This window comes from Dactylosporangium maewongense (genome assembly GCF_039531485.1).
Classification (GTDB): Bacteria; Actinomycetota; Actinomycetes; order Mycobacteriales; family Micromonosporaceae; genus Dactylosporangium; species Dactylosporangium maewongense.
On the sequence record NZ_BAAAQD010000058.1, the window covers coordinates 12,894 to 34,955 of the forward strand.

The window sequence follows — 22,062 nt, forward strand, 5'->3', positions numbered from 1 at the left end:
GCCCGGCACGCCGGCACCGACAACACGTCACCGCCGGCCAGAAGCTGACGGACCGGTGCCAGAGCCTCCACATCGTCAGCGACGACCTGCGCGAACAGACCCGCCGTCAGCCACACCGTGCCGACCCGATGCTCGACCAGGAACGCCCGCAGCTCCGCCGCCGACATCGCCCCCGGCCGCGCCACCGCCAGGGTCGCACCGTTCAACAACGCACCCCACACCTCGAACGTCGCCGCATCGAACGACGCCGACGCCAGATGACCGACCACGTCACCGGGTCCGATCTCGACGAAACCGGCCTGCCACACCAGACGCACCACCGCCCGATGCGGCACCACCACACCCTTCGGCGCACCCGTCGAACCCGACGTATACATGACATACGCTGCCTGCCACGGGTCCGGCGAAACCCGCAGCGCGGCTCCCGGCAACGCCGCCACCGCCGCCATGACCCGCGGATCATCCAGCGCCACCGACCGCACCCGACCGGCCGGCAACTCATCGAGGACGTCCTCAAAGCCAACCACCGCCGCCGCACGGGCATCGGCCAACATGAACCGGACCCGCTCGACCGGCAGTTCGGGATCGATCGGCAGGTACACACCGCCAGCCTTCACAACCGCCAGCAACGCCACAATCAGATCCGCGCCCCTGGGCAGGCACAGACCCACCACCGACTCCGCGCCGACCCCGACACCCGCCAGGTACCGGGCCAGCCGGTTCGACCGGCCGTCAAGCTCGGCGTACGACAACGACACCCCGTCGGCCACCATCGCCGTCGCGTCCGGAGTCCGAGCGGCCTGCCCCGCGAACAGCTCCGGCAGCGACACCCCGGCCACCACGGACATGTCGTTCCACCCGAACAGCACCTGGTCGCGCTCGTCCGCACCCAGGACGGTGATGTCCGACAGCAGTGTCCGCTCGCCACCGTCGACCGCGTTCTCCAACGCCGGCACCAGGCCGGCGACCGCGGTGTGGAGCATCCCGGCGACCGCGACAGGGTCGATCGGCCCGACCGCGTCCACGATCAGGCCGAACCGGTCGCCGTCGTCGTCGATCGACACGGACATCGGATAGTTGTTGTTATCTCGCATGAAGACCGACCGCACGCCGGCGAAGACACCGCTGTCGGTCTGGCCGCCGCCGGCCGCACCCGGGTTGTTGTGCCGGTAGTTGAACAGCGTCGTGAACAACGGCAGGTCACTCGGCACGCCACTGGCCTGTTGCGCCAGCACCAACGGCGCGTGTTCGTGTTCCAGCAGCTGGGCCAACTGCACTCGCATCGCCTCAACCGCCGTCAGCGCATCCAGGCCGTCAGTGGAAACCCGCACCGGCAGCGTGTTGATGAACAGGCCCGGCACCCGGTCCGCGCCGGCACCCGCGTTCATCCGGCCGAACAGCACCGTGCCGAAGACGACGTCGTTCAGGCCCGAGACGACCGACAACACCCGGGACCACGCCACGTGCATCAGCGTCGCCGGGCTCACCCCCAGTCTGCGGCCCACCTCCCGCAGCCGCACACCCACACCGGCATCCAGCCAGACACCGGCCCGCACCACACCCGACCCATCGCCACGCACATCACGGACCCCGAACGGCGCCGTCGGCTCCTCGACCCCCGCCAGCAGGTCCCGGAAAAACGCCTCGTGATCGCCACCGGCCGACGTCTGCGCCACGAAATTCCGGAACGGCAACGGCTCCGGCAGGGTGTCCGCGCGCCCGGACAGCACCACCTCGATCTCGCTGAGCACCACGTCCAACGTCGTGTGGTCCTGAACCATGTGGTGCATCAGCAGCAGCCCGAGCCATCGACCTCCGTCGACCTCGGCCACGTGCAGATCCAACAGCGGCGCCCGGCCCAGATCCATCGTCAGTTCCACCGCCGACAGCAGTTGCGCGACCACGTCTGCGGTGTCGGCCGGCAGGGTCACCTCGGTCACCGGCAATCTCGCCGACCGCCACACCACCTGCACCGGCGCCCGCAACCCGGCCCACACCAGCGAGGTCCGGAATACGTCATGCCGGTCGATCACGTGTTGCAGCGCCGCGATGAAGCCGTCGAGCCGGTCACGGTCGGCGAACTCGATCATCGACTGCGATACGTACGCGTCCTCACCGCCGTCGGCGAGCACATGGTGGAACAGGATTCCCTGCTGCAACGGGGCGAGGGGATAGATGTCCGCGACGTTGCCGGCGCCGCCCGCCACCGATCCGACCACCAGGTCGATCTCGGCCTGGGTGAGCTCCACCAGCGGCAGCATCTCCGGCGTGATCACGTCCGCACCGGCCGGGATCAGGTTGGCCGGCACCTCCGCCGCCGCCACCACACCCACCGCCGCCGCCAACCCCGCCGGCGTCGGGGACACGAACAACGCCCGCACCGAAACCGACACCCCCCGCACCCGCAGCCACTCCACCAGCCGCACCGCAAGCAGCGAATGGCCACCAAGCGCGAAGAAGTCATCATCGACACCGACCACGTCCAGGCCGAGAACCTCCGCAAAAGCCCGACACAACAACTCTTCCCGCACGCTCGCCGGGCCGCGACCGGCCCCGGCCGCAGCCGTGAAGTCCGGCGCCGGCAACGCCTTGCGATCCAGCTTGCCGTTGGGAGACAGCGGCAGTGCGGCCAGCACCACGATCGCCGCCGGAACCATGTACTCCGGCAGCCTCGATCCCACGAACTCCCGCAACGCGCCACCGTCGACGTCCCCTACCACGTACGCCACCAGCCGCTTGTCGCCGTCTGCGTCCTCACGGGCGATGACCGCTGCCCGGGCCACGTGCGGATGCGCGGCGATCACGGCCTCGATCTCGCCCGGTTCGATCCGGAAACCGCGAATCTTCACCTGCTGGTCCGCGCGGCCGACGAACACGAGCTCGCCGTCCGCAGTCCAGCGCACCACGTCGCCGGTGCGGTACAACCGGCCCCCGCCGGTGCCGTCGAACGGGTCGGCAACGAACCGATCCGCCGTCAGACCGGCCCGGCCCAGGTACCCGCGGGCCAGCTGCGCACCGGCCAGGTACAGGTCGCCGGGCACACCCGCCGGCACCGGCGACAGCCACTCGTCCAGCACGAACGTCCGGCTGTTGCCCATCGGCCGCCCGAACGGGACCACTCCACCGGCGGGCACACGCTCCATGTCAACGGTGCCGGCCGCGATCATCACCGCCGCCTCGGTCGGGCCGTACGTGTTGACCAGCAGCCGGTCCGTCGACCACAGTGCGGCCTGCCGGGCCGAGATCGCCTCCGACCCCACGACAACCCGGCGTACCGGACCCAGGTCTCGGGGGGTGATGGCCTCCAGCAGGCTCGGCACCACGCTCGTCACGTGCACGCCGGCCGACGTGACCAGGTCCCGCAACAGCCCGGCGTCCGCGCGTTCCGCGGACGACGCCACGACCAGCCGCGCACCCGACGTCAACGCGACCGCGACGTCCAGCACCGACGCGTCGAAACTGAACGACGCGAACTGCAGCACCCCCACGCCCGGACCGGCACCGAACACCGGACCGAACACATGCGCCGAGTTCGCCAGCGCACCGTGCGACACGCCTACGCCCTTGGGGCGCCCGGTCGAGCCGGACGTGTAGATGACGTACGCCAAGTGACCCGGCAACGCGCGGACCGGCAGCGCCTCGCCGGGGGTGTCCGCCGGCAGGTCGTCCACCAGCACCAGGTCCACGTCGGACCCGGCCAGCACCTGGGCCGCTGACGACACCGTCACCACGCACACGGGTGCCGCGTCTGCGACCATGAACCCGACCCGGTCCGCCGGGTACTCCGGGTCGATCGGCACGTACGCGCCGCCGGCCTTCCACACGGCGAGGAGCGCCACGACCATGTCCACGCCCCTGGGTAGGCAAAGACCCACCAACGATTCGGGGCGGACTCCTCTGGCCATCAGCAGCCGGGCCAGCCCGTCGGCGCGCACGTCCAGCTCGCCGTAGGACACGGACGCTCCGTCGCACATCACCGCGACGGCGTCCGGGTCCCGCGCCACCTGGGCCGCGAACAGCTCCGGGACAGTCGCCGCCGGAACGTCCACCGCCGTGGCGTTCCACTCACGCAGCACCCGGTCGCGTTCGTCCGCGCCGAGCACGTCAACCACGGACATCGGCGCCGACGGGTCCGCGACAACCGCCGCCAGCACGCGCACCCACCGCGCCGCGACGTCGACGACCGTGCCGGCGTCGAACAGATCCGCCGAACCGATGAGCGCACCGCGCAGCCCGGCCGGCGTGCCGTCGGCGTCGAACACCTCGACCACGACCAGGTCCAGATCGAACCTGGCCGACTGCACGGTCTCCACCTGGGTCGCGTCGGCCGGGGGCGCCTGGCCTCCGGGCAGGTCGAGGACCGCGTCGCCGGTGTTCTGCACGGTCAGCATCACCTGGAACAGCGGGTGCCGCGACAGCGACCGCACCGGCGCCAGTTCCTCGACGAGGCGTTCGAACGGCACGTCCTGGTGCTCGAAACCGGCCAGTGCCGTCTCGCGCACCCGGCCCAGCAGCTCGACGAACGTCGGGTCACCCGACAGGTCCGTCCGCATCACCAGGGTATTGACGAAGAACCCGACGAGATCGTCCAGTGCCTGGTCGGTACGGCCGGCGGTCGCGACCCCGATGGGGATGTCCGTGCCGGCGCCGAGCTTGGACAGCAGGAGCCCGAGACCTGCCTGCAGCACCATGAAGACGGTGACGCCGTGCTCCCGGGCGACCTGGAGCAGCCGGGCGTGTACCTCAGGACTCACCCGCACCGGCACCGAATGCCCCTGGTGACCGGCCACCGACGGGCGCCGCCGGTCCGCCGGTAGCGCGAGCTCCTCCGGTACACCGGCCAGAGCACGCCGCCAGTAGGCGACCTGACGCGACATCACGCTGTCCGGGTCGGTCTCGTCACCGAGCAGCTCGCGCTGCCAGAGGGTGTAGTCCGCGTACTGCACCGGCAGTGGCACCCACTCGGGGCGCCGGCCGGCCGCCCGCGCCTCGTATGCCGTGGTCACGTCGGCCGCGAAGGGGCTCATCGACCAGCCGTCACCGGCGATGTGGTGCACCACCACGACCAGCACGCGCTCGCCGGTTTCCGTGGTGAAGAGCCACGCCCGGATGGGCACTTCCCGAGCCAGATCGAAGGTGTACCGGGTCGCGCCCGTCACCGCCTCGACGAGGCCCGCCGACGACACGTCACTCGACTCGAGCTGCCAGTCCAGGTCGGCGGGCGCGATGATCCGCTGGTAGGGCTGACCGTCGGCGGTCGGGAACACGGTGCGCAGCACCTCGTGCCGGCCGATCACGTCACGCAGCGCGGCAGCCAACGCTACGGTGTCGACCTGACCGGACAGGCCCAGGACGGCCGGGATGTTGTACAGCGGGCTCGGCCCCTCCAGCTGGCCGATGAACCACAGCCGTTGCTGCGCATACGACAGCGGCAGGCGCTCCGGGCGCTGCCACGGGACCAGTGCGGAGCGAGCCTGACCGGCACCGGTCAGCCGCTCGGCCAGGCCGGCCACCGTCGGGGCCTCGAACAGCGCCCGCAGCGACAGTTCGACGCCGAACACCGCCCGGACCCGGCTCACCAGGCGGACCGCGAGCAGGGAGTGGCCGCCGAGGGCGAAGAAGTCGTCGTCGACGCCGACCGCGTCAAGGCCGAGCACCTCGGCGAACGCGAGACACAGCAACTCCTCCCGCACGTTCGCCGGGGCCCGGCCGGCGCCGGCCGCGGGCGCGAAGTCGGGTGCGGGGAGGGCCCTGCGGTCGAGCTTGCCGTTGGGCGACAGGGGCAGCCCGGCCAGCACCACGACCGCGGCCGGGACCATGTACTCCGGGAGGCGGTCAGCGGCGAACCCGCGCAGCGCGGCCGGCAGGCCGTCACCATGACCGTCGGCCGGGACCACGTAGGCGACGAGACGCTTGTCGCCGGTCGTGTCCTCGCGGGCGATGACGGCCGCCTGGGCCACCCGCGGGTGCCCGGCCAGGACCGCTTCGATCTCGCCCGGTTCGATCCGGAAACCGCGGATCTTCACCTGCTGGTCCGCGCGGCCGACGAACACGAGCTCGCCGTCCGCAGTCCAGCGCACCACGTCGCCGGTGCGGTACAACCGGCCCCCGCCGGTGCGGTCGAACGGGTCGGCAACGAACCGTTCCGCCGTCAGACCCGCTCGGCCGACGTACCCGCGGGCCAGCTGCACACCGGCCACATACAGCTCACCGGCCACACCCGCCGGCACCGGCGACAACCACTCGTCCAGCACGTACGTGCGGCTGTTGCCCATCGGGCGGCCGAACGGCACCACCGGGGCGCCGGCGATCCGCTGCGGGTCCATGACGCTGGTCGCCATGATCACGGCGGCCTCGGTGGGACCGTAGGCGTGGACGAGCAGCCGGCCCACCGACCACCGTTCGGCCTGCCGGGCCGAGAGAGCCTCCGAACCCACCACCATCCGGCGCACGCACGCGAAGTCCTGTGGCGTCAACACTTCCAGCAGGCTCGGCACCACACTGGCGACCTCCACGCCGGCCGACGTGACCAGGTCCCGCAACAGGTCGGCGTCCGCGCGTTCGACCGACGACGCCACGACCAGCCGCGCACCCGACGTCAACGCGACCGCGACGTCCAGCACCGACGCGTCGAAACTGAACGACGCGAACTGCAGCACCCCCACGCCGGGACCGGCACCGAACACCGGGGCGAGCACACCTACCGCGTTCGCCAGCCCGGCGTGCGTGACCGCCACACCCTTCGGCCGGCCCGTCGAGCCCGACGTGTAGATCACGTACGCCGACTGGTCCGGTAGCGGTAGGGCCGGCAGCGACGCGCCGGAGGCTTCTCCGGCCGGGTCGTCGAGCAGCACCAGATCCACGTCGGATCCGGCCAGTACGCCGGTCGCCGATGACACCGTCACCACGCACACGGGTGCCGCGTCCGCGACCATGAACCCGACCCGGTCCGCCGGGTACTGCGGGTCGATCGGCACGTACGCGGCGCCAGCCTTCCACGCGGCCGACAGCGCGACCACCATGTCCACGCCGCGCGGCAGGCACAGACCCACCACCGACTCGGGGCGGACGCCGCGGGCCACGAGCAGCCGGGCCAGACTGTCCGCGCGCGCGTCCAGTTCGCCGTACGTCAGCGACACCCCGTCGCACATCACCGCGACGGCGTCCGGGTCCCGCGCCACCTGGGCCGCGAACAGCTCCGGGACGGTCGCCGCCGGAACGTCCACCGCCGTGGCGTTCCACTCACGCAGCACCCGGTCGCGTTCGTCCGCGCCGAGCACGTCAACCACGGACATCGGCGCCGACGGGTCCGCGACGACCGCCGCCAGCACGCGCACCCACCGCGCCGCGACGTCGACGACCGTGCCGGCGTCGAACAGATCCGCCGAACCGATCAGTCCACCCTGAAGGCCGACGGCCGCGCCGTCGGCGTCGAACACCTCGACCATGGCCAGGTCCAGGTCGAACTTCGCGAACGCCGGTGCGGCCCGCGTCGGCGTGGCGGGCCGGCCGGTGTCGGTGCCGGCGAGGTTGACGTCGGCGTCGGCGTTGTTCTGCAGCGTGAACATGACCTGGAACAGGGGGTTGCGCGCGAGGGAGCGGGTGGGGGCGAGTTCCTCGACGAGCAGTTCGAACGGGGCGTCCTGGTGTTCGAAGCCGGCGAGGGTGGTGTCGCGGACCTGGTCGAGCAGCTCGGTGAAGGTGGGGTCGCCGGTGAGGTCGGTGCGGGTGACGAGGGTGTTGACGAAGAACCCGACGAGGTCGTCGAGGGCCTGGTCGGTGCGGCCGGCGGTCGCGGCGCCGATGGGGATGTCGGTGCCGGCGCCGAGCTTGGACAGCAGCACCGCCAGCGCGGCCCGCAGCAGCATGAACATGGTCACGCCCTGGGCCCGGGCCAGGTCCTGCAGCCGGATGTGGAGCTCGGCGTCGACGTGGATCGGCACGACGTAACCGCGGTGACTGGCCACCGCCGGGCGCCGCCGGTCCGCCGGCAGCTGCAGTTCTTCCGGGGCACCGGCCAGAGCCTGCCGCCAGTAGGCGACCTGCCGGGAGATCAGGCTGACCGGGTCGGCCTCGTCGCCGAGCAGGTCCCGCTGCCACAGGGCGTAGTCCGCGTACTGCACCGGCAGCGGTGTCCACGCCGGCGCGCGACCTTCGGCCCGGGTGGCGTAGGCGATGGACAGGTCATTCGCGAGGGGGCGCAGCGACCACCCGTCCCCGGCGATGTGATGCACCACGACGACGAGGACCCGTTGACCGGTTTCGGTGGTGAACAGCGAGGCCCGGATCGGGACGTCGGTCGCGAGGTCGAAGGTGTGTTCGCTGGCCGCCGTCACGGCCTCGTCGAGGTCGGCCGCGGCGACGTCGCTCGCCTGGAGCTGCCAGTCCACGGTGTCGAGGGGGATGACGTGCTGGAACGGCCGGCCGTCGACGGTGGGGAAGACGGTACGCAGCACTTCGTGCCGGCCGATGACGTCGAGCAGTGCGGCACCCAGCGCGGCCGGGTCGACGTGGTCGGGCAGGCTCAGGATCAGCGGGATGTTGTAGAGGGCGCTCGGGCCTTCGAGCTGCCCGATGAACCACAGCCGTTGCTGGGCGAACGACAGCGGCAGGCGGTCCGGGCGTTGCCACGGGACCAGCGCGGAGCGAGCCTGTTGCGCGCCGGGCAGGTGAGCGGCGAGCCCGGCCACGGTCGGGGCCTCGAACAGCGTCCGCAACGTCAGCTCGACGCCGAACACGGCCCGGATCCGGCTGACCAGACGCACGGCCAGCAGGGAGTGTCCGCCGAGGTTGAAGAAGTCGTCGTCGACCCCGACCGCGTCCAGGCCCAGGACTTCGGCGAAGGCGAGGCAGAGCAGCTCTTCCCGCACGGTGGCCGGGGCCCGGCCGGCGCCGGCGGCGGCCGCGAAGTCGGGTGCGGGCAGGGCCCGCCGGTCCAGCTTGCCGTTGGTGGTCAACGGCAGCGCGGCCAGTAGCACCGTGGCGGCGGGCACCATGTAGTCGGGCAGCCGTTCGGCGACGAACCCGTGCAGCGTCGCCGGCAGGTCGTCGCTCGCACCGTCGACGGGGACCACGTAGGCGACGAGGCGCTTGTCGCCGGTCGTGTCCTCCCGGGCGATCACCGCCGCCTGCGCCACCTGCGGATGCGCGGTCAGCGCCGCCTCGACCTCGCCCGGTTCGACCCGGAACCCGCGGATCTTCACCTGCTCGTCACCACGACCCACGAACGCCAGGACACCCTCGCCGGTCCAACGCACGACATCGCCCGTGCGGTACAGGCGGCCACCGTCGTCGAACGGATGCGCGATGAACCGTTCCGCCGTCAGCGCACTCTGCCCGACATATCCCCGCGCCAGACCGGCACCCGCCACATACAACTCACCGGCCACACCCACCGGCACCGGCATGAGCCGCTCATCCAACACATACGCCTGAGTACCGCGAATCGGGGCACCGATCGGCACACTGCCACCATCCGCCACGTCCTGCGCCCGGACCGAGTGCACCGCCGTGAACGTCGTGTTCTCCGTCGGCCCGTACCCGTTCACCAACCGCACACCCGGCAGCTCCTCGAGGACCCTCCGGCAAGCCGGCACCGACAACACGTCACCACCGGCCAGAAGCTGACGGACCGGTGCCAGAGCCTCCACATCGTCAGCCACAACCTGCGCGAACAGACCCGCCGTCAGCCACACCGTGCCGACCCGATGCTCGGCCAGGAACGCCCGCAGCTCCGCCGCCGACATCGCCCCCGGCCGCGCCACCGCGAGGGTCGCACCGTTCAACAACGCACCCCACACCTCGAACGTCGCCGCATCGAACGACGCCGACGCCAGATGACCGACCACGTCACCGGGTCCGACCTCGACGAAACCGGCCTGCCACACCAGACGCACCACCGCCCGATGCGGCACCACCACACCCTTCGGCACGCCGGTCGACCCCGACGTGTACATCACGTACGCCGCCTGCGACGGGTCCGACGAGATCGGCATCGGGGTCTCCGGCCCCGCCGCCACCGCGGCAATGACCCGCGGGTCGTCCAGCGCCACCGACCGCACCCGGCCGGCCGGCAGTTCGTCGAGGACGTCCTCGAAACCGACCACCACTGCCGCACGGGCGTCAGCCAGCATGAACCGGACCCGCTCGACCGGCAGGTCGGGGTCGATCGGCAGGTACACGCCGCCCGCCTTCACGACCGCCAGCAACGCCACAATCAGGTCCGCACCCCTGGGCAGGCACAGACCCACCACCGACTCCGCGCCGACCCCGACACCCGCCAGGTACCGGGCCAGCCGGTTCGACCGGCCGTCAAGCTCGGCGTACGACAACGACACCCCGTCGGCCACCATCGCCGTCGCGTCCGGAGTCCGAGCGGCCTGCCCCGCGAACAGCTCCGGCAACGACACCCCGGCCACCACGGACATGTCGTTCCACCCGAACAGCACCTGGTCGCGCTCGTCCGCGTCGAGAATCTCCACTGTGGACACCGGCAGCAACGGGTCGGCCAGCATCGCCTCGAGGGCCCGCAGCCACCACCGCGCGATCGACTCCACGGTTGCCGCGTCGAACAGGTCCACCGACCCGGTCAGCGCACCTCGCAGACCGGCCGCCGCGCCGGTGGCGTCGAAGGTTTCTCCGATCACCCAGTCGAGGTCGAACTTCGCCACGCCCAGCTCGGCCGCCCGCGCGGCGTCCGCGAGTGCCGTCCCGCCGGCATTCGCGTTCGTGTCGGTGGCGGCGTCGGGCCGGTCGAGCACCGCGGTGGTGTTGTTCTGGAAGGTCAGCATCACCTGGAACAGCGGGTGCCGGGCCAGGGAACGGACCGGGGACAGTTCCTCGACGAGACGTTCGAACGGCACGTCCTGGTGCTCGAACCCGGCGAGCGATGTCTCCCGCACCCGCCCGAGCAGCTCCGCGAACGTCGGGTCACCCGAAAGATCCGTGCGCATCACCAGGGTGTTGACGAAGTACCCGATCAGGTCGTCCAAGGCTTCATCGGTCCGCCCGGCCACCGCGGCACCGATCGGAATGTCTGTGCCGGCGCCCAGCCGCGACAGCACTACCGCCACGGCGGCCTGGAGAACCATGAACACCGTGACACCTTGCGCCCGGGCCACGTCCGCCAGCCGCGCATGCACCGCCGCCGGCACACTCACCGGCACCACGTGACCGCGCAGACTGCCGACCGCGGGACGCCGCCGGTCCGCCGGCAATGCCAGCTCCTCCGGTGCACCTGCCAAAGCGCCGCGCCAGTACGCCACTTGCCGCGACATCACGCTGCCGGGATCGGTCTCGTCGCCGAGCAGCTCGCGCTGCCACAAGGCATAGTCCGCGTACTGCACCGGCAACCGGGACCACTCCGGCGCCCGGCCCTCGAGTCTGGCCGCATATGCCGCCGACACGTCCGCGGTCAGAGGACGCTCCGACCAGCCGTCGCCAGCGATGTGGTGAACCACCAACACCAACAGCCGCGCATCCGCACCATCACTGCACAGCCATGCCCGGATCGGCACCTCCGCCGACAGATCGAACTCATACCGTGCCGCAGCCCCGACCGCGTCGGCCAGCGACCTGCCGGCCTCCACCCGGGTAACACCCCACTCCAGCTCCTCCACCGGAACCACCTGCTGGAACGGCACACCATCAACACTCGGGAAGATCGTCCGCAGCACCTCGTGCCGACCGATCACATCCCGCAGCGCCGCCTCCACCGCGGCCTCATCGGCCCCGCCCGGCAATCCCACCACCATCGGGATGTTGTGCGTCGCGCTCGGCCCCTCCAGTTGCCACAAGAACCACAACCGCTGCTGCGCGAACGACAGCGGCAACCGCGCCGGCCGCGTACCCGACACCAGCGCCGCCCGCGCCCGCTCCACCCCCGAACCCAACCGCCGCGCCAGACCCGCCACCGACGGCGCCTCGAACAACGCCCGCAGCGACAACTCCGCACCCAGCACCACCCGAATGCGACTGACCAGACGCACCGCCAGCAGCGAATGCCCACCCAACGCGAAGAAGTCGTCGTCGACCCCGACCGCGTCCAGGCCAAGCACCTCGGCGAAGGCCTGACACAGCAACTCCTCCCGCACGTTGACGGGGCGACGACCGGTGGTGGTGAGGTCCGGCGCGGGCAGGGCGCGGCGGTCGAGCTTGCCGTTCGGGGTCAGCGGCAGCGTGTCGAGCAGGACCACGGCCGACGGCACCATGTAGTCCGGGAGTTGCTCTCCGGCCAGTACACGCAGCAGCTCCGGCAGCCCGGCGCGATCAGTGCCGGCGGCCGGGACGACGTACGCGACGAGGCGCCGGTCGTCGGCCGTGTCCTCGCGGGCGATCACCACGGCCTGAGCCACCCGCTCATGGCGGGCGAGGACCGCCTCGATCTCGCCCGGCTCGATCCGGAACCCGCGCACCTTGATCTGCTCGTCCGCACGGCCCAGGTACACCAGGTCGCCGTCGGCCGACCAGCGAACCACGTCGCCGGTCCGGTACAACCGGCCGCCCGCCGCGTCGAACGGGTCGGCGACGAACCTCTCCGCGGTCAGCCCCGCCCGGCCAACATACCCCCGCGCCACCTGAACCCCAGCGATGTACAACTCACCCGGCACACCCGGCGGCACCGGCGCCAAACGCTCATCCAGCACATACAACCGCATATTCGCGATCGGCCGCCCAATAGGCACCTGCTCCGCGACCGCCTGACCAGCGACCACCCGGTACACACAACACCCGACCACCGCCTCGGTCGGGCCATACTCGTTGACCACCACCGACCCCGGCGCCCGATCCAGCCACAGCCGCACCGGACCTGCCGTCAGCGCCTCGCCACCCACCACGAGCACGCCGGCCGCATCCCGGGCGGCGTCGTCGGTGAGGTACTCGCCGAGCAGCGGAAGGTGGGCGGGCACGACCTTCAGCAGATCGAAGCCGTCCGAGGCGTTCACCAGCCCGGCCAGGGCTTCGGCGCCGCCGTCCACGCTGACCACGACCCGCGAACCGGTCGTCAACGGGACCACCACGCTCGTCACGGTCAGGTCGAACGCCAGCGACGAATGCAGCACCGCACCCCGGCCGGCCGGCCCGTACTCACCGGCCGCCCACACCACGTAGTTCGCCAGCCCAGCATGTGTGACCGCGACACCCTTCGGCCGTCCCGTCGAACCCGACGTGTAGACGACATACGCCGATTGGTCCGGCAGCGGCCGGCCCGGGAGCACGCCACCCGGCACGTCGTCCATCGGGTGGTCCAGCAGCACCACCGGCGACCCGGCACCGGCCAGGACCGAGGCCACCGACGACACCGTCAGCACGCAGACCGGCGCCGCGTCCGCGACCATGAACCCGACCCGATCCGCCGGATACCCCGGGTCGATCGGCACGTAGGCGCCACCGGCCTTCCACACCGCCAGCAGCGCCACGACCATGTCCACGCCCCGCGGCAGGCACAACCCCACCACCGATTCAGGACGGACTCCCCGGGCCACGAGCGACCGGGCCAACCGGTCGGCGCGCGCATCCAACTCGCCATAGGTCACCGACACGCCGTCACACACCACTGCCACGGCGCCCGGGTCCCGCGCCACCTGGGTCGCGAACAGCTCCGGGACCGTCGCCGGCGGAATGTCCGCCGCTGTCGCGTTCCACTCACGCAACACCCGGTCGCGTTCGGCCGCGTCGAGCACCGACACCGCGGAGAGCGGCGCCGACGGTTCCGCGAGCACCGCCTCCAGCACTCGCACCCAACGCGCGGCGATGGCGGCGACCGTGGCGGGGTCGAAGAGATTCGCCGACCCGATCAGCGCGGCCCGCAGTCCGGCCCCGGCCCCGGCGCCGTCGAACAGTTCGGCGACCGCCAGTTCGAGGTCGAACTTGGCCGCCGAGGTCGTCTCCACGGCTGTCGTTTCCACGGTGCCGCCCGGGCCGTCGATGCGCACACCATGCAGGTCCAGGGCGGCGGCAGCGTTGTTGTCGACCGTCAGCATGACCTGGAACAGCGGGTTGCGGGCCAACGACCGGACCGGTGACAGTTCCTCGACGAGGCGCTCGAACGGCACATCCTGATGGGCGAACCCGGCGAGCGAGGTTTCCCGTACCCGCGCCAGCAGCTCGACGAACGTCGGGTCACCGGACAGGTCCGTCCGCATCACCAGGGTGTTGACGAAGAATCCGACAAGATCGTCCAGGGCCTCATCGGTTCGCCCCGCGGTCGCGACCCCGATCGGGACGTCCGTCCCGGCGCCCAGCTTGGACAGCAACACCCCCAGGGTGGCCTGCAACGCCATGAACGTCGTCGCGCCCTGCGCGCGGGCCAGCTCGAGCAGCCGGCCGTGCAGTTGCGCCGGAATGTTCAGCGGCACCACGTACCCGCGATGGCCGGCCACCGCCGGTCGCGGCCGGTCCGCCGGGAACGCCAGTTCCTCGGGCGCACCGGCCAGGGCCTGCCGCCAGTAGCCGATCTGCCGGGACATCAGGCTGTTCGGGTCGTCCGCGTCACCGAGCAGTTCCCGCTGCCACAGCGCGTAGTCCGCGTACTGTCCCGGCAGCGGTGCCCATGCGGGTGGCCGGCCCTCGCGACGCGCGGCGTAGGCCGTCGACAGGTCCCGGGCCAGCGGGCGCAGTGACCAGCCGTCGCTGGCGATGTGGTGCAGCAGGATCACGAGCACCTGGGTCGGCCCGGACGTGAACAGCCACGCGCGGATGGGCACCTCGGTCTCGAGGTCGAACACGTGGCTCGTGGCCGTCTCGATCGCAGACCTGAGGTCACCTACTTCGGCAACCTCCAGCTGCCACGCGAGGTCGTCGAGTCGGATGATCTTCTGGTACGGCTCGCCGTCTGCGGTCGGGAACACCGTGCGCAGCACCTCATGGCGTCCGATCACGTCCCGCAACGCCGCGCCGAGCGCCGCCGTGTCGACGGCGCCGGAGAGCTGCAGCGCCATCGGGATGTTGTACAGCGTGCTGCGGCCTTCCAGCTGACCGATGAACCACAGGCGACGTTGGGCGAATGACAGCGGAAGCATCAGGACTCCTCGGTGTTGCGCATCGACCGGAACGCCGGCCGGTTGGTCTTCTCGTTTCCCATGCGGGTGGCCAGCTCGGCCACCGTCGGTGCCTCGAACACGAATCGCACGTCCACCTCGACTCCCAGGGCGGCGCGGATCCGGCTGACGAGGCGTACCGCCAGCAGCGAGTGGCCGCCGAGTGCGAAGAAGTCGTCGTCGACGCCGACCTGGTCGCGCCCCAGTACCTCGGCGAAGGCTTGGCACAGCTGCTCTTCGCGGGCGTTGGCCGGGGCCCGGTAGGAGGCGGTGGCGTGCAGCTCCGGCGCGGGCAGGGCGCGGCGGTCGAGTTTGCCGTTCGGGGTGAGCGGCAGCGCGTCGAGGACGACCACGGCGGCGGGGACCATGTAGTCCGGTAGCTGTGCCCGGGCGAGGCCCTGCAGCTGGTCCGGCAGTCCGTCTCGGTCGCCGTCGCCGGTGGCCGGGACGACGTACGCGACCAGGCGCCGGTCGTCGGCCGTGTCCTCGCGGGCGATCACCACGGCCTGAGCCACCCGCTCATGGCGGGCGAGGACCGCCTCGATCTCGCCCGGCTCGATCCGGAACCCGCGAATCTTGATCTGCTCGTCGGCGCGGCCCAGGTACACGAGGTTTCCGTCGGGGTTGTACCTGGCCACGTCGCCGGTCCGGTACAGCCGGCCGCCCGCAGCGTCGAACGGGTCGGCGACGAACCTCTCCGCGGTCAGCCCAGCCCGGCCAACATACCCCCGCGCCACCTGAACCCCAGCGATGTACAACTCACCCGGCACACCCGGCGGCACCGGCGCCAAACGCTCATCCAACACATACAACCGCATATTCGCGATCGGCCGCCCAATAGGCACCTGCTCCGCGACCGCCTGACCAGCGACCACCCGGTACACACAACACCCGACCACCGCCTCGGTCGGGCCATACTCGTTGACCACCACCGACCCCGGCGCCCGATCCAGCCACAGCCGCACCGGACCTGCCGTCAGCGCCTCGCCACCCACCACGAGCACGCCGGCCGCATCCCGGGCGGCGTCGTCGGTGAGGTACTCGGCCAGCAGCGGAAGGTGCGCCGGCACCACCTTCAGCACGTCGAAGCCGTCCGAGGCGTTCACCAGCCCGGCCAGGCCTTCGGCGCCGCCGTCCACGCTGACCACGACCCGCGAACCAGTCGTCAACGGGACCACCACACTCGTCACGGTCAGGTCGAACGCCAGCGACGAATGCAGCACCGCACCCCGGCCGGCCGGCCCGTACTCACCGGCCGCCCACACCACGTAGTTCGCCAGCCCAGCGTGCGTGACCGCGACACCCTTCGGCCGTCCCGTCGAACCCGACGTGTAGATCACGTAGGCGACCTGGTCGCCCAGTACCGACGCGTCCAGCCGGTCTCCGGACTGGGCGGCCACCGAGGCGGCCACTCGCGGGTCGTCCAGTGCCACCGACCGGACCCGGCCGACCGGCAACTCGTCCAGCACGTCCTCGAAGCCGAGCACCACCACCGCCCGGGCGTCGGACAGCATGAAGCCGATCCGTTCCGGCGGATATTGCAGGTCCACCGGCAGATAGGCGGCGCCCACCTTCCACGACGCCAGCAGGGCGACGATCATGTCGACCCCGCGCGGCAGGCACAGACCCACCACCGACTCCGGCCCGACCCCTTGGCGCTGCAAGTACCGGGCCAACCGGTTCGCCCGGGCATCAAGGTCCGCGTACGACACCGACCCGCCGTCACACTCCACTGCCGTGGCCTCCGGCGACCGCCGCACCTGCGCCTCGAACAGCTCCGGCACCGACTCGGACCCGACCTCGACCGCGGTGTCGTTCCACTCCAGCAGCACCCGGTCCCGCTCGGCGGCGTCGAGAACCTGCACGGCGGAGAGCGGCGCCGACGGTTCCGAGAGCACCGCCTCAAGCACTCGCACCCAACGTTCCGCGATTGCGGCGACGGTGCCGGCGTCGAACAGGTCCGCCGACCCGGTCAGCGCACCCCGCAGCCCGGCGGCGGCGCCGGCGGTGTCGAACGTCTCGGTCAGGATCAGATCCAGGTCGAACTTCGCCGCCGCGAGCTGCTCAGACAACGCCGCCGGGCCACCGATGTCGACGCCGGGCAGGTCGAGGACGGCGCCGGCGATGTTCTGCACCGTCAGCATCACCTGGACCAAGGGGTGCCGGGCCAGGGACCGCGCCGGCGACAGTTCCTCCACGAGGCGCTCGAACGGCACGTCCTGATGCTCGAACCCGGCGAGCGAGGTCTCCCGCACGCGGGCCAGCAGGTCGACGAACGTCGGGTCGCCGGACAGGTCGGTCCGCATCACCAGGGTGTTGATGAAGAACCCGACCAGGTCGTCCAGTGCCTGGTCGGTGCGGCCGGCGATCGCGGCGCCGATCGGCACGTCGGTGCCGGCACCGAGCTTGGACAGCAGCACCGCGAGGGCGGCCTGCACCACCATGAACGCCGTCACGCCCTGCGCCCGGGCCACCTCGGTCAGCCGGGCATGCAGGTCGGCGCTCACGTGGACGGGCACGGCGTAGCCGCGGTGACCGGCGACGGCCGGTCGGCGCCGGTCCACCGGCAGCGCCAGCTCTTCCGGCGCGCCGGCCAGCGCTTGGCGCCAGTAGGCGACCTGGCGGGAGATCACGCTGTCCGGGTCGTCCTCGGCGCCGAGCAACTCCCGCTGCCACAACGCGTAGTCGGCGTACTGGACCGGCAACGGTGCCCATTCCGGTGCCCGGCTCTCCGTCCGGGCCGCGTACGCGGTCGACAGGTCCGCGGCGAGGGGCCGCATCGACCAGCCGTCGCCGGCGATGTGGTGGACCACCATGGCCAGGACCTGTTCCCCGCCGTCACCGGTGAACAGCCACGCCCGGATCGGCACCTCCGTGGCCAGATCGAACGCGTACTCGCCGGCCGCCGCCACCGCATCGCCGAGCTCCGCCGATGCCACCTCGACCAGCTGCAACTGCCATTCCAGCTCGTCTGCCGCGATCACGTGCTGGTAGGGCTGACCGTCGACGGTCGGGAACGTCGTGCGCAGCACCTCGTGGCGACCGATCACGTCCCGCAGCGCCGCACCCAGTGCCGCGGCGTCCACCACGCCGCGCAGGCCGAGCACGACAGGGAGGTTGTACGTCCAGCTCGGCCCGTCCAGCTGGCCGATGAACCACAGGCGTCGCTGCGCGAACGACAACGGCAACCGCTCCGGGCGTTCCCACGGCACCAGCGCCGAGCGGGCCTGCTCCGCGCCAGGCAACCGTTCGGCCAGACCGGCCGGGGTCGGCGCCTCGAACAGGGCCCGCAGCGACAGCTCCACCTTGAACACCGCGCGCACCCGGCTGACCAGGCGGACCGCGAGGAGGGAGTGGCCGCCGAGGGCGAAGAAGTCGTCGTCGACCCCCACGGTGTCCAGGCCGAGAACCTCGGCGAACGCGAGACACAACAGCTCTTCCCGGGCGTTCGCGGGCCCGCGACCGGACCCGGCCAGCGCCGCGAAGTCCGGCGCGGGCAGGGCTTTGCGGTCCAGTTTGCCGTTCGCGTTCAACGGCAACTCGTCCAGCGTCACCACCGCCGCCGGCACCATGTACTCCGGCAACCGCGACCCGGCGAACTCCCGCAGCAGACGGCCGTCGACGTCGCCCACGACATACGCGACCAGACGCTTGTCCCCGTCCGCGTCCTCCCAGGCGACGACGGCGGCCTGAACCACCTGCTCGTGGCCGGTGAGGACGGTTTCGATCTCGCTGGGCTCGATCCGGAACCCGCGGATCTTCACCTGTTCGTCGGCGCGGCCCAGGTACGTCAGGTCACCATCGGCGCCCCACCGGACCACGTCACCGGTGCGGTACAACCGGCCGCCCTCGTCGAACGGGTCGGCGACGAACCGTTCCGCGGTCAGCCCAGCGCGGCCCACGTAGCCTCGCGCCACCCCGGAACCGGCCAGATACAACTCCCCCGCCACGCCCACCGGGACCGGCATGAGGCGGTCGTCCAGCACGTACGTCCGCGCTCCGCCGATCGGCCGCCCGATCGGCGGCACCCACCCCGGCTCCCGCGGCCCACCGTCGTCGAACCACGCCGTCGCGTACACCGTCGCCTCGGTCGGGCCGTAGATGTTCGCGACCGTCGCGTCCGGCCAGGCGGCCCGCACTGCCCCGAGCACACCCGACGACAGGCCCTCACCCGCCAGGACCACCGTCCCGGTCGGCGCCGCGGCGGCCCGGCCGTCCAGCACCCGCACCAACGCCGACGGCACCGCGCTCACCAGCGACACCTCGCCCGGCCCCGCGCCGTCGTCCGCCAGCACCAGCAGGTCCTCGACCACGCGGACGCAGCCGCCGGCGCTCAACGGACCCCACAGCTCGAACACCGACACGTCGAAGCTCAGTGACGTCGACGCCAGCACCCGCTCGAACTGCCCGTCCCCGAACCGCGACCCGGCCCACTCGACCAGCGCCGCAACCGACCGGTGCTCCACCGCCACGCCCTTCGGCAGGCCCGACGAGCCCGAGGTGTACATCACGTACGCCGCACAGCCCGGCCTCGCGTCCGCCGCCGCCAACGGCTCCGCCGCCGCCACCTCCGGCCCTTCCAGGATCACCGTCGGCACCGCGGCGACCACCCCCGCGAGCGTGTCCTGCAGCTCCGCCACCGTCACCACGCACACCGGCGCGGCATCCGACAGCATGAACCGGATCCGGTCCAACGGATATCCGGGATCCACCGGCAGGTAGGCGCCGCCGGCCTTCCACACGGCCAGCACCGCGACCACCAGGTGCACGCTTCTCGGCAGGCACAGCGCCACCACCGACTCCGGCGCCACCCCGAGAGCACGCAGGTGCCCCGCCAGCCGGTTCGACCGCTCGTCGAGCTCCGCGTATGACAGTGACTCGCCGTCATCCGCCACGGCAATCGCGTCCGGTGTCCGGACCACCTGTGCCGCCACCAGATCCGGCACCGTCATGGCTCGCTCGGCGAACCCGGTCTCGTTCCAGCGCACCAGCACCCGGTCGCGCTCGTCCGCATCGAGCACGTCGACCGCGGACACCGGCGCCGCCGGGTCACCGAGCACGGCCTCCAGGACACGGATCCATCGCTGGACGATGCCGGCGACGGTGGGCGCGTCGAACAGGTCGGCGTGGCCGATGAGCCCGCCCAGCAACCCGGCCGCGCGGCCGTCGGCGCCGAACGACTCCGTCATCGTGACTTCGATGTCGAACCTGGCCGCCGTCAGCCCAGCGGCCGGCAGGACCGGCCCGTCGGGACGCGCGCCGGGCAGGTCAAGGGTGTCGGTGTTCTGGAGGGTGAGCATGACCTGGAAGAGGGGGTTTCGGGCGAGGGATCGGGTTGGTGAGAGTTCTTCGACGAGGCGTTCGAAGGGGACGTCTTGGTGTTCGAAGGCGGCGAGGGATGTTTCCCGGACGCGGGTGAGCAGGTCGTTGAAGGTTGGGTTGCCGGTGAGGTCGGTGCGGATGACGAGGGTGTTGACGAAGAACCCGACGAGGTCGTCGAGGGCCTGGTCGGTGCGGCCGGCGACGGCGGATCCGATGGGGATGTCGGTGCCGGCGCCGAGTTTGGACAGCAGCACGGCGAGGGCGCCCTGCAGCACCATGAACACCGTGACGCCCTGCGCGCGGGCGACGTCGAGGAGCCGGGCGTGCAGGTCGGCGGGCACGGCCACCGGCACCAGATGCCCGTCGTGGCCGGCGACGGCGGGGCGGCGCCGGTCGGTCGGGAGGCTGAGTTCCTCGGGTGCTCCGGCGAGGGTGTGTCGCCAGTAGGTGACCTGTTGGGTGATGAGGCTGTCGGGGTCGTTGTCGTCGCCGAGGAGGTCGCGTTGCCAGAGGGCGTAGTCCGCGTATTGGACGGGCAGTGGCTGCCAGGGTGCGGCCTGCCCGTCGAGGCGTGCCCGGTAGGCGCTGGTCAGGTCCGCGATCAGCGGTCCCATGGACCAGCCGTCGGCGGCGATGTGGTGCACGACGAGGACGAGGACCCGTTCACTGGCGAACAGGCTGGCGCGGATCGGGATCTCGGTGGCGAGGTCGAACGTGTACCGGGTGGCTGCGTCCGGGGTTTCGGTGGGGTTGGTGTGCAGCTGCCAGGTGAGCTCGTCGACGGGGATGACCTTCTGGTAGGGGCGGCCGTCGACGGTGGGGTAGACGGTGCGCAGGACCTCGTGCCGGCCGATCAGGTCGCGGAAGGCGGCGTTGAGGGCGTAGGTGTCGACCCGGTCGGGCAGGGGCAGCGCGGTGGTGATGTTGTAGGTGGCGGTGGGGCCTTCGAGCTGGCCGATGAACCACAATCGCTGCTGGGCGTAGGACAGCGGCAGGTGCTGTGGGCGCTGCCACGGGACCAGTGCGGTGCGGGCCTGCTGCGCGCCGGGCAGCCGTTCGGCGAGCCCGGCGGGGGTGGGCGCTTCGAACAGTGCGCGGGAGGCGAGTTCGACGCCGAACACGGCCCGGACGCGGCTGACGAGTCGCACCGCGAGCAGGGAGTGCCCGCCGAGGGCGAAGAAGTCGTCGTCGACGCCGACCGAGTCGACGCCGAGGACCTCGGCGAACGCCATGCACAGCAGCTCTTCACGCAGGTTCGCCGGTCCGCGTCCGGCGCCGGCGGCAGACGCGAAGTCCGGCGCCGGCAACGCCCGCCGGTCCACCTTCCCGTTCACCGTCAACGGCAACGCATCCAGCACGACGACCGCGGACGGCACCATGTACTCCGGCAACCGCGCAGCCGCCACCTCCCGCAGCTCCCCGGCCAGCCCGTCACCGTCCGCGGCCGCGACGACATACGCGACGAGACGCTTGTCCCCCGGCTCGTCCTCCCGCGCGATCACGACGGCTTGCGCCACCCGCTCATCCGCGGTCAGGATCGCCTCAACCTCACCAGGCTCGATCCGGAACCCACGGATCTTCACCTGCTCATCCGCCCGACCCACGAACACCAGGTCACCATCGCCGGTCCACCGCACCACGTCACCCGTGCGATACAACCGGGCCCCGAATGGATCGAACGGGTTCGCGACGAACCGCGTGG

General features: G+C 71.6%; 2 protein-coding genes (1 of these 2 cut by a window edge). Both read right to left on the bottom strand.

Features of this window, described 5'->3' with window-relative positions:
- Positions 1 to 15,020, bottom strand: part of the annotated coding region (locus ABD332_RS58340) for a non-ribosomal peptide synthase/polyketide synthase (RefSeq protein WP_344515533.1) (this coding region is incomplete at its 3' end). Its footprint begins 12,893 nt before the window's first position; 15,020 of its 27,913 annotated nt are in view.
- Positions 15,020 to 22,018 (bottom strand): amino acid adenylation domain-containing protein, encoded by a 6,999-nt coding sequence (locus ABD332_RS58345; protein WP_344515535.1) that lies wholly within the window; start codon positions 22,016 to 22,018, stop codon positions 15,020 to 15,022. The genes ABD332_RS58345 and ABD332_RS58340, both read right to left, overlap by 1 nt.
- Between the last annotated feature and the right edge of the window lie 44 nt (positions 22,019 to 22,062).